General features: G+C 58.3%; 3 protein-coding genes, 2 tRNA genes and 3 rRNA genes. All 8 read right to left on the reverse strand.

Going from position 1 to position 11,562, the window contains the following annotated elements; all coding sequences use genetic code 11:
• Nucleotides 1-49: 49 nt before the first annotated feature.
• The 8 genes from ACTJK4_RS11600 to ACTJK4_RS11635 all read right to left on the reverse strand — a co-directional run bounded on the left by ACTJK4_RS11600 (nucleotide 50) and on the right by ACTJK4_RS11635 (nucleotide 11,267).
• Nucleotides 50-3,289 carry an error-prone DNA polymerase gene (locus ACTJK4_RS11600; protein WP_433868079.1) on the reverse strand — a complete coding sequence of 1,080 codons (3,240 nt, stop codon included), beginning with the start codon at nucleotides 3,287-3,289 and terminating at the stop codon, nucleotides 50-52.
• 7 nt (nucleotides 3,290-3,296) lie between these two features.
• Nucleotides 3,297-4,880, reverse strand: coding sequence for a Y-family DNA polymerase (locus tag ACTJK4_RS11605; RefSeq protein WP_414562397.1), 1,584 nt, complete (start codon nucleotides 4,878-4,880; stop codon nucleotides 3,297-3,299).
• Nucleotides 4,813-5,769, reverse strand: a complete 957-nt coding sequence (gene imuA, locus ACTJK4_RS11610; RefSeq protein ID WP_433868080.1) for a translesion DNA synthesis-associated protein ImuA — start codon at nucleotides 5,767-5,769, stop codon at nucleotides 4,813-4,815. Before imuA ends, ACTJK4_RS11605 begins: the two co-directional genes overlap by 68 nt.
• A gap of 335 nt (nucleotides 5,770-6,104) precedes the next feature.
• A 5S ribosomal RNA gene (rrf, locus tag ACTJK4_RS11615) occupies nucleotides 6,105-6,217 on the reverse strand.
• A 117-nt stretch (nucleotides 6,218-6,334) separates the two neighbouring features.
• Nucleotides 6,335-9,213 (reverse strand): 23S ribosomal RNA (locus tag ACTJK4_RS11620).
• A gap of 265 nt (nucleotides 9,214-9,478) precedes the next feature.
• Nucleotides 9,479-9,554: transfer RNA gene (locus tag ACTJK4_RS11625), tRNA-Ala, on the reverse strand.
• A 36-nt stretch (nucleotides 9,555-9,590) separates the two neighbouring features.
• A tRNA-Ile gene (locus ACTJK4_RS11630) sits at nucleotides 9,591-9,667 on the reverse strand.
• A gap of 60 nt (nucleotides 9,668-9,727) precedes the next feature.
• Nucleotides 9,728-11,267, reverse strand: a 16S ribosomal RNA gene (locus ACTJK4_RS11635).
• Together the 16S, 23S and 5S rRNA genes with 2 tRNA genes alongside form the textbook arrangement of a ribosomal RNA operon.
• Nucleotides 11,268-11,562: the final 295 nt, after the last annotated feature.

Here is an 11,562-nt window from a genome sequence, read left to right on the forward strand (position 1 = left end):
ATTGCCGTGCCGAAGGTGACGCGGCGGTCAGTTGGCAGTCGAACAGGAATTAATGGAAGTCGCGGCTGAAAGTGGCGAGGCGCCCCAGAAGTGGGGTCAAATCCACCAGATGCTGAGCGACAAGGTGTCGGGTCTCTCGCTCACACTGCCATTTGCCGTAAACGCCCAGCAACTGGGCGTTTAGCACTTCACGTCGCTGACGCTCGATCAAGTGCGGCCAGAGGATGACGTTGATGGCGCCCGTCTCGTCTTCAATGGAAACGAAGATGGTGCCGTTGGCCGTGCCCGGCCGCTGCCGCACCGTGACAATGCCGCAAGCGCGCGCCAGTTGCCCGTTGCGATAGCCGGCCAGCGTGGCGGCGGTGGCAAAACGCATGCGTTCGAGCCGCCCGCGCAGCAGCCCTACCGGATGGCTTTGCAATGACAACCCCAGGCTGCCGTAATCCGCCATCACCTCTTCACCAATGGGAGGCACGGGTAGCTCGAGCGGCGCCTCCACCGGACGAGCCTGGCGCAGCAGCGCGTGATCGTGGCCGGGCTCCTGCAGGGCGAGCGTTTGCCATAGTGCCTGACGACGGTGGCCAGCCAGCGGCTTGAGCGCATTGGCTGCGGCCAGCACGTTCAGGTCATGGCGGTCGAGCGCGGCGCGATGGGCGAGATCCTCCACGCTGGTAAATGGCGCCTGGGCGCGAGCTGCTTCGATACGCTCGGCAGCCGGCTTGCGCATGCCTCGAATGCGATTCAACCCGAGGCGGATATCCGGCTGCACCAGGCCATCTTCACCGGCCTCGCCATCGGCGCGGAGATGCAGCGAGCTGTCCCAAACGCTGGCCGTCACGTCTGCTGGCAGCACGCGCACATGGTTGCGCCGCGCCTCCTGCACCAGTTGCGACGGTGAATAGAACCCCATCGGCTGACTGTTGAGCAACGCAGCAAAGAACGCTGCCGGCTCGTGGCATTTCAGGAAGCTGCTGACATAGGCCAGCTTGGCAAAACCTGCCGCGTGGCTTTCGGGGAAGCCGTATTCGGCAAAGCCTTCCATCTGCTTGCACAGCGCTTCGACAAAAGCGGGGTCGTAGCGCCTCTTGACGACCATCGCATGCACCAGGCGCTCCTGATGCTGCGTGAGATTGCCCTTGCGCTTCCAGGCAGCCATGTCGCGGCGCAGGCGGTCTGCGTCATCTGGAGTGAAATCGCCGGCCTTCATGGCGATCTCCATCACCTGCTCCTGGAAGATCGGCACACCCAGCGTGCGTTCGAGCACGGCTTTCACCTCGGGACCGGGGTATGTCACACAATCGGTGTTGCCATTGCGCTTTGCCTCACGCCGCTGCAGATACGGATGCACCATGCCGCCCTGGATTGGTCCCGGACGAACGATGGCCACCTGGATCACCAGGTCGTAATACTCGCGCGGACGCAGACGCGGCAGCATCGATTGCTGCGCACGCGATTCGATCTGGAACACGCCGATGGTCTCGGCGCGGCAGATCATGTCGTAGGTTTTCTTGTCGTCATCGGGCAGGTTCTGCATGGCGAGCTTGGCCGTCGCGCCGTAGTGCTCGCGCCGTCCGGGCAACGCATCCACCATATCGAGCGTGCGGCGAATGGCAGTCAGCATGCCCAATGCCAGCACGTCGACCTTCAGCAGGCGCAGCGATTCGAGATCGTCTTTATCCCACTGGATGACTCGGCGGTTTTCCATCGCTGCGTTCTCGATCGGCACCAGGCGCGAAAGCTTGCCCTGCGCAATCACGAACCCGCCCACGTGCTGCGACAGATGGCGCGGAAAACCACGCAACTGATCCACCAGTTGCGCCCAGCGCAGCACCAGCGGCGATTCCGGGTCCAGCCCCTGCTGGCCTGCGCGCTGCGCAAATTCCTTACGGCTATCCCACCACGCCTGCCCCTTGGCCACCTGCTCGATGATCCCCAGATCGATGCCGAGCGCGCGGCCGACGTCACGCAGTGCGCTACGCGTGCGGTAGGTGATGAGCGCCGCCGCCAGCGCGGTACGGGTCACGCCGTACTTGTTGTAGATGTACTGGATGACCTCTTCGCGGCGCTGATGTTCGAAATCGACGTCGATGTCGGGCGGCTCATTGCGCGCACGCGAAAGAAAGCGTGCGAACAGCGTGTTGCCGCTGTCCGGGTTCACCTCGGTAATCCCCAGGCAATAGCACACCGCCGAGTTGGCCGCCGAGCCGCGCCCCTGGCAAAGGATCTTCTCACTATGGGCGAACTTCACCACGTCATAGACGGTCAGGAAAAACGGCTCGTAACGCAGCTCGGCAATCAGTCCGAGTTCCTCTTGAATCTGCTCGCGCACCTTCTTCGACACGCCTTTTGGATAGCGTCGCGCGGCACCAGCGAGCGTTTCGGCGCGCAGGTATTCGGTCGGCGTCATGCCTTCCGGTACGACTTCGCTCGGATATTCGTATTCGATCTCGTCGAGAGAAAAATTGCACAACGCCGCCAGTTCCACTGTCCGACGCAGGATCTTCTCGCCACGCTTGTCTGGATAAAGAAACGCGAGCTGCATGCGCGTGCGCATCGCCTGCTCAGCGCTGGGTGCAAGTTCCAATCCGCACTCCGAAAGCGGCTTCGACAGGCGGATGGCCGTCAGCACGTCATGCAGCGGCTTGCGTTGGCGCGTGTGCATCTGCACGCCGCCGGTCGCGACCATGGGCACATCGATCTGTTCCGACACCGCCGCGACCGTGCCGCGATGGCGGTCGTCCGCGTGCCGTAGCGGCAACTCCAGCGCAATCGATAGCCGATCAGCGAACACGCGTTGGCACCACCACGCCTGCGCCAGCAATTGCTGCGGGTCGGGATCGTAATCGGGCAGCAGAATCGCAAGACAGTCGGGCACGCCGCGCAGGTGAGCGAGTTCACCTTGGGGCGCGGCCAAATCGTCAGCAAGCAAGCGGTATTCGCCCTTGGGCGCTGCCAGCCTCGCGTGCGTGATGATCTCGCTCAGGTTGCCGTACCCCTCGACGTTCTGCGCCAGCAGCACCAGCCGCAGCCAGGGTTCGCCATCGGCATTGCGCACCGTAAAGCGGCTGCCGATGATGAGCTTCAGTTCGTGTTCCTTGGAAGCCACAAGCGCTCGCGCCGTGCCCGCCACAGAGCATTCGTCGGTCAGCGCCAGCGCTTGATAACCATACAGCTTGGCACGCTCCACCAGTTCGTGCGGATGCGACGCGCCGGTCAGGAACGTGAAGTTGCTGATGCAATGCAGCTCGGCATAGTCGGGCAGAACGGAGAGTGGCGTGGCCGAAGTCATGACGTGCTTAGCCGAACAAGCCGTGCAGATACCAGCGAACGTCCTCGTCTGCCGCATTGGTTTTGCTTGCGGAAACGCGCTCGCGATACACCCAGTAACGCTCGCCTTTTTCTCCGGCGGCGATGAAGTAATCACGCTTGATGAGGTCGTCGTCCCACCAGCCGGATTCAATGCGCTCGGGCATCGACACCAGCCGCAACAGCCCGCGGTAATACGGATAGTGCTGACGTGTCAGCAGCGGGATCGGTTTCTCCAGCAGCCACAGCGGGCGCTCCGGCTGCTGCGCATGCCACTGCGCCAATGCCTGACGCGCGGTCGCACGGCTCTGCGCGGTGGTTGCGGCATTTACCTCGACCCAGTGGTTGGCGCGCTCAGGGCGATGGTCGGCACACGGCTGCGGGTGACGCACGTTCTCAGCACCCAGCCGGGCGATCAGCGTGTCGATCAGGCGTGCGGCATCTTCAGCGCGACCACCGGGCTCTGGAAACAGCGACTCCGTAGGCGGCGCGAGCGGCGTGGCGTCGGTCACCGTCAAACGCAGTTCGACCACCGGAGCGATCAGCGTGAGCCGATGCACACGTTCATGCAGTACCCGCGACAAGTGCGCCAGCGTGCGAACCGGCTGTGCAAGGGCGATCTCCACCGGTGTGGATGAGGCCGCCTCATTACTGCCCCGACCACGCCGGCGTTCGTGCTCCAGCGAGAGTCGATACGTTTTGGCGCCCAATTGAAGCGCCGACAACCAGCCGACCAGCTGCAACAACAATTGCTCCGAGGCTGCCAGCACCCCTTCCGCGTTATCGATGCGTCCTGGCAATTCCAACGACACATCAAAGCGCAACGGCGCGGTAAACCACGTAAAGCTCTCGTGCCCGTTGCCATAAGCGGCGTCGAGCGTATCCACCAACACCGGCCCGCAGCGCCGCCGCAGGCCGCTACGCGGCAACTCGCGCAAATCGCCCAGTGTGCGGCAGCCGAGGCCTTCAAGCCAATCGGGCCGCGTGAGTCGCGCCACCGCATCGACCGGCAATTGATCAAGCAACGCCGACAACCGCTCCTGCCGCACTGCCCTCCGCGCGCGCCCTTGACGTGCTGCTGTGCGACGACGGCCACGCATCGGCGCCGGTTGCGCACTGGCAAGCCATGCCGCACCGCGTGCCGTCGGCCCGGTGCCAAGCTGCGGCATGGCGCCCAACCGAACCGCGCAATACCTCACCGCCCGACACAGCGCGCGATGCCCGCCGAACAGCCGCAAGCTGGCCTCGACCTCTAGCAAAACAGTCGCCTCATCCACCACGTCCAACGTGACATGCGGAGTGAATGCCAGCAGCGCCAGCGCCAGCGATTGCAGCAACCGCGCCTCGGCGGCCGCGTCACGGTCAAGCTGTACAGCGTGCGGTACCAACGCCTGCGCACCTGCCCGGCGCAGGCCTGCGTGTACGCCTTCGCGCATCGCCAAACGGTTGACCGACACCACGCGCTCCTGCTCCACCACCACCACCGGCAAAGGCAGCGCGGCTGGGTCAGACCACCGGGGTCGAAGCGCGTCGAGTGGGAGACGGGGCAGATGCACCGCGATCCAGAACGGCATGATCGAGAGTGTTTGGATCGGAAACGTCCGACAAAGCGTCGAACGTCACAGAAGACGAAGGAGATGAAAGCGCGGCGAGCAAATTCGCCGTGGCCGGATCCATGATGAACGGCTCGACGGGCGGTACAGGCAACGGACGCACGGAAGCGCGACCGGCCCGAAGCGGGTCGGCCAACGGTAGCAGCAACGGTGATTCACGCAACGGCCCGCGCCGCTTATGGAAAAGAATGGACAGCGCATCGGCGCCCGCCGGCTCCAACCCCAGCCGCAGCACCGCTGGTGACGACTCACGCTGCGCCTGAGCTGGCCTAAACACCCAAATCGCGCTCTCTCCCGATTGGGCCAGCACCTGCAGCCTGCGCAACTCTCCTGAGCGTGCCCGGTTCAACCAGATCAGCACACCACCGAAAGCCTTGCTGCGCAGAACCTGCTCGGTTGCCCACAGAAGATCAGCCGGCTTGTCAGCGCGCACCCAAACGATTTGTTCAGGAGAGAAATCCCAGCCCACCAGCCTCACTGCGTTCGGCAGATGCGGCGGAGCAATCAACGCGATGCGCCCCGCGCTCGCGCACAGCGTAGACAACGCCGGGCGCAGCAACCGGCATTCACCAATACCGGATTGCGGACACAGCAGTTCAGTCAGCCCGCCGAGGGGCCAACCACCACCGGGCAACTCGGCATTCAGCGAGTCATATCCAGTGGCCAGAACGCGCCCATCGCCTCGCGCCAGGCGGCCAGCGCTCCACAGAGCCGGATGTAGCGCCTCCGGTAATGGCACCGTCGAGGCTTTCGGCATGAGCGAACGCTCCCCAGACCCCGCGCATCCAGCGGGGACGGAGCATTCCGCCACATCTTTGGCAATGACAAGAGACGGGGACAACGCAAACATGGAAACGCCAACGCAAACCAACGGATACTGTATAAATATACAGTATCACAACTTTCCTTCAACTCGATCTAGTTTTGCTTGTGCGTTGCAAGGCAGCGATAGCAACCTCAAAGCACCCGCTTGGAGGGACTTTGAAGTAGGCTTCGCCCAAACTGCTGGGGATGCCCGACAAAAAGCGCTCTATGAGCCCCTTCAGGCCTTTTGTTTTTGTGTGAGGGGAGGGGGGTGTTGCCGGGAAGTAGTTGGCAGATCGATGCAGGAAGCCGGGTGCAAGGCGTTCGCGCAAAGACAAACACCCCAGCTCTTTGAAGGGAGCTGGGGTGTTGGATGGGAGAGCCTGGCGATGACCTACTTTCACACGGGAATCCGCACTATCATCGGCGCGGAGTCGTTTCACGGTCCTGTTCGGGATGGGAAGGGGTGGTACCGACTCGCTATGGTCACCAGGCTATGACTTGTTGCCACGTTGACGAGGTCAACGCGACCAATATGGGAATGTAGATTTGGGGTTGTGATGTGTGAGTATCAGGCACAAGGCAGACCCAGCCGGAAACATACCGGTTATAGGATCAAGCCGCACGGGCAATTAGTACTGGTTAGCTGAACGCATTACTGCGCTTCCACACCCAGCCTATCAACGTCCTGGTCTCGAACGACCCTTCAGGGAGATCAAGTCTCCAGGGAATCCTCATCTTCAGGCAAGTTTCCCGCTTAGATGCTTTCAGCGGTTATCTCTTCCGTACATAGCTACCCTGCGATGCCTCTGGCGAGACAACAGGTACACCAGCGGTACGTCCACTCCGGTCCTCTCGTACTAGGAGCAGCCCCCGTCAAGATTCCAACGCCCACGGCAGATAGGGACCAAACTGTCTCACGACGTTTTAAACCCAGCTCACGTACCTCTTTAAATGGCGAACAGCCATACCCTTGGGACCGGCTACAGCCCCAGGATGAGATGAGCCGACATCGAGGTGCCAAACACCGCCGTCGATATGAACTCTTGGGCGGTATCAGCCTGTTATCCCCAGAGTACCTTTTATCCGTTGAGCGATGGCCCTTCCATACAGAACCACCGGATCACTATGTCCTGCTTTCGCACCTGCTCGACTTGTCGGTCTCGCAGTTAAGCACGCTTTTGCCATTGCACTTTAGGTACGATGTCCGACCGTACCAAGCGTACCTTCGAACTCCTCCGTTACACTTTGGGAGGAGACCGCCCCAGTCAAACTGCCTACCATGCACTGTCCCCGACCCGGATTCACGGGCCAAGGTTAGAACCTCAAACAAACCAGGGTGGTATTTCAAGGACGGCTCCACCGAAACTAGCGTCCCGGTTTCAAAGCCTCCCACCTATCCTACACAGATCGGTTCAAAGTCCAATGCAAAGCTACAGTAAAGGTTCATGGGGTCTTTCCGTCTAGCCGCGGGGAGATTGCATCATCACAAACACTTCAACTTCGCTGAGTCTCGGGAGGAGACAGTGTGGCCATCGTTACGCCATTCGTGCAGGTCGGAACTTACCCGACAAGGAATTTCGCTACCTTAGGACCGTTATAGTTACGGCCGCCGTTTACCGGGACTTCAATCAAGAGCTTGCACCCCATCATTTAATCTTCCGGCACCGGGCAGGCGTCACACCCTATACGTCCACTTTCGTGTTTGCAGAGTGCTGTGTTTTTATTAAACAGTCGCAGCCACCATTTTATTGCAACCCCTTCGTCCTTCTAGCGCGAGCTAGTCAAACTACAAGGGCGTACCTTATCCCGAAGTTACGGTACCAATTTGCCGAGTTCCTTCTCCCGAGTTCTCTCAAGCGCCTTAGAATACTCATCTCGCCCACCTGTGTCGGTTTGCGGTACGGTCTCGTATGACTGAAGCTTAGAGGCTTTTCTTGGAACCACTTCCAATTGCTTCGCGACCTAAAGTCGCTCGCCCCACACCCTTGAATCACGCACCCGGATTTGCCTAAGTGCCATCTCCAATGCAGGGACCGGGACATCCAACACCCGGACAACCTTCCGCGATCCGTCCCCCCATCGCATCATACGACGGTGCAGGAATATTAACCTGCTTCCCATCAGCTACGCATCTCTGCCTCGCCTTAGGGGCCGACTCACCCTACGCCGATGAACGTTGCGTAGGAAACCTTGGGCTTACGGCGAGGGGGCCTTTCACCCCCTTTATCGCTACTCATGTCAGCATTCGCACTTCTGATACCTCCAGCATCCTTTACAAGACACCTTCACAGGCTTACAGAACGCTCTCCTACCATGCACTTACGTGCATCCGCAGCTTCGGTATATTGCTTAGCCCCGTTACATCTTCCGCGCAGGACGACTCGATCAGTGAGCTATTACGCTTTCTTTAAAGGGTGGCTGCTTCTAAGCCAACCTCCTGACTGTTTTAGCCTTCCCACTTCGTTTCCCACTTAGCAATATTTAGGGACCTTAGCTGGCGGTCTGGGTTGTTTCCCTCTTGACACCGGACGTTAGCACCCGATGTCTGTCTCCCGTGATTGCACTCTTCGGTATTCGGAGTTTGCTATGGCGGGGTAATCAGCAATAGACCCCCCAACCATGACAGTGCTCTACCCCCGAAGGTGAGACACGAGGCACTACCTAAATAGTTTTCGGAGAGAACCAGCTATTTCCAAGTTTGTTTAGCCTTTCACCCCTATCCACAGCTCATCCCCTAACTTTTCAACGTTAGTGGGTTCGGTCCTCCAGTACGTGTTACCGCACCTTCAACCTGGCCATGGATAGATCACTTGGTTTCGGGTCTACACCCAGCGACTGAACGCCCTATTCGGACTCGCTTTCGCTACGCCTTCCCTAATCGGTTAAGCTTGCCACTGAATGTAAGTCGCTGACCCATTATACAAAAGGTACGCCGTCACCCGTTTCCAGGCTCCGACTGTTTGTATGCATGCGGTTTCAGGATCTATTTCACTCCCCTCCCGGGGTTCTTTTCGCCTTTCCCTCACGGTACTGGTTCACTATCGGTCGATTACGAGTATTTAGCCTTGGAGGATGGTCCCCCCATCTTCAGACAGGATTTCACGTGTCCCGCCCTACTTGTCGTACACCTAGTTCCACAATACTGTTTTCGCATACGGGGCTATCACCCACTATGGCCGGACTTTCCATTCCGCTTTGCTAACAATACTGCTAAAGAGTACAAGGCTGATCCCATTTCGCTCGCCACTACTTTGGGAATCTCGGTTGATTTCTGTTCCTGCAGCTACTTAGATGTTTCAGTTCACTGCGTTCGCTTCTGTTACCTATGTATTCAGTAACAGATGACCCATGCGGGCCGGGTTTCCCCATTCGGATATCTGCGGATCAAAGCTCGTTTGCCAGCTCCCCGCAGCTTTTCGCAGGCTACTACGTCCTTCATCGCCTGTAATCGCCAAGGCATCCACCACATGCACTTATTCGCTTGACCCTATAACGAGTATGTCTCGCTATAGGCTGAGTTCTCGCGTTGTGCCGTATTCCAAGACAATCTTTCGATTGCTCTGGTAATACTGGTTGATACAATCACAACCCAGTGTCGCGTTTTGATTGTGCGTCTCATCAACGCACCGCGACACCTTTACTACATTCCATATTGTTAAAGAACAGCCGAACTTTTACGCTCGTCTTGGCTAGGCCAAACGCAAACACCATCGACACAGCGTCGATGCTTGCGTTTGGCAACCAAAAGGTAATGGTGGAGGATGACGGGATCGAACCGACGACCCCCTGCTTGCAAAGCAGGTGCTCTCCCAGCTGAGCTAATCCCCCAGTCACGGCAGAGAACAACTTCCACCGTCCGTAACTTGGTGGGTCTGGTAGGACTTGAACCTACGACCCCCGCCTTATCAAGACGGTGCTCTAACCACCTGAGCTACAGACCCTTGGCTGTAACATCAAACAAACCGATAAGTGTGGACGCCTAACGTCGGATGCACGCTCTTAAAGGAGGTGATCCAGCCGCACCTTCCGATACGGCTACCTTGTTACGACTTCACCCCAGTCATGAACCCTACCGTGGTAATCGCCCTCCTTGCGGTTAGGCTAACTACTTCTGGTAAAGCCCACTCCCATGGTGTGACGGGCGGTGTGTACAAGACCCGGGAACGTATTCACCGCGGCATGCTGATCCGCGATTACTAGCGATTCCAGCTTCACGTAGTCGAGTTGCAGACTACGATCCGGACTACGATGCATTTTCTGGGATTAGCTCCACCTCGCGGCTTGGCAACCCTCTGTATGCACCATTGTATGACGTGTGAAGCCCTACCCATAAGGGCCATGAGGACTTGACGTCATCCCCACCTTCCTCCGGTTTGTCACCGGCAGTCTCTCTAGAGTGCCCTTTCGTAGCAACTAGAGACAAGGGTTGCGCTCGTTGCGGGACTTAACCCAACATCTCACGACACGAGCTGACGACAGCCATGCAGCACCTGTGTCCACTTTCTCTTTCGAGCACCTAATGCATCTCTGCTTCGTTAGTGGCATGTCAAGGGTAGGTAAGGTTTTTCGCGTTGCATCGAATTAATCCACATCATCCACCGCTTGTGCGGGTCCCCGTCAATTCCTTTGAGTTTTAATCTTGCGACCGTACTCCCCAGGCGGTCAACTTCACGCGTTAGCTACGTTACTAAGGAAATGAATCCCCAACAACTAGTTGACATCGTTTAGGGCGTGGACTACCAGGGTATCTAATCCTGTTTGCTCCCCACGCTTTCGTGCATGAGCGTCAGTGTTATCCCAGGGGGCTGCCTTCGCCATCGGTATTCCTCCACATCTCTACGCATTTCACTGCTACACGTGGAATTCTACCCCCCTCTGACACACTCTAGCCGTGCAGTCACCAATGCAATTCCCAAGTTAAGCTCGGGGATTTCACATCGGTCTTGCACAACCGCCTGCGCACGCTTTACGCCCAGTAATTCCGATTAACGCTTGGACCCTACGTATTACCGCGGCTGCTGGCACGTAGTTAGCCGGTCCTTATTCTTCCGGTACCGTCATCGACCCCAGGTATTAACCAGAGCCATTTCTTTCCGGACAAAAGTGCTTTACAACCCGAAGGCCTTCTTCACACACGCGGCATTGCTGGATCAGGCTTTCGCCCATTGTCCAAAATTCCCCACTGCTGCCTCCCGTAGGAGTCTGGGCCGTGTCTCAGTCCCAGTGTGGCTGATCGTCCTCTCAGACCAGCTACTGATCGTCGCCTTGGTGGGCCTTTACCCCACCAACTAGCTAATCAGACATCGGCCGCTCCTATAGCATGAGGCCTTGCGGTCCCCCACTTTCACCCTCAGGTCGTATGCGGTATTAGCTAATCTTTCGACTAGTTATCCCCCACTACAGGGCACGTTCCGATGTATTACTCACCCGTTCGCCACTCGCCGGCAGGAGAAGCAAGCTTCTCCCCCGCTGCCGTTCGACTTGCATGTGTAAGGCATGCCGCCAGCGTTCAATCTGAGCCAGGATCAAACTCTTCAGTTCAATCTGCTGTTTTCGCTCTTTACGAGCGGTCGCTCACTCTCAGAATCTGACTTGAACTTTCGTTCAAACCTTACTTCTGTGCGAGCACTTCATTACTTGTAAGCTAACGAACTTGCGTTCGTCGCATCCAGTATTAAGCGCCCACACTTATCGGCTGTTTGCTTGTTAAAGAACTTCGCGATCAACTTTGTTTATCGCGTCGCTGCGTTGTCTGCAGCAGAGAAACGAGATTATGCAGAGCTTTTTCGTCGCTGTCAACAACTCGTCGAAGAATTTTTATCCGTCAACTCGCTGC

The sequence above is a fragment of the Ralstonia sp. 22111 genome (assembly GCF_052045895.1).
GTDB lineage: Bacteria > Pseudomonadota > Gammaproteobacteria > Burkholderiales > Burkholderiaceae > Ralstonia > Ralstonia wenshanensis.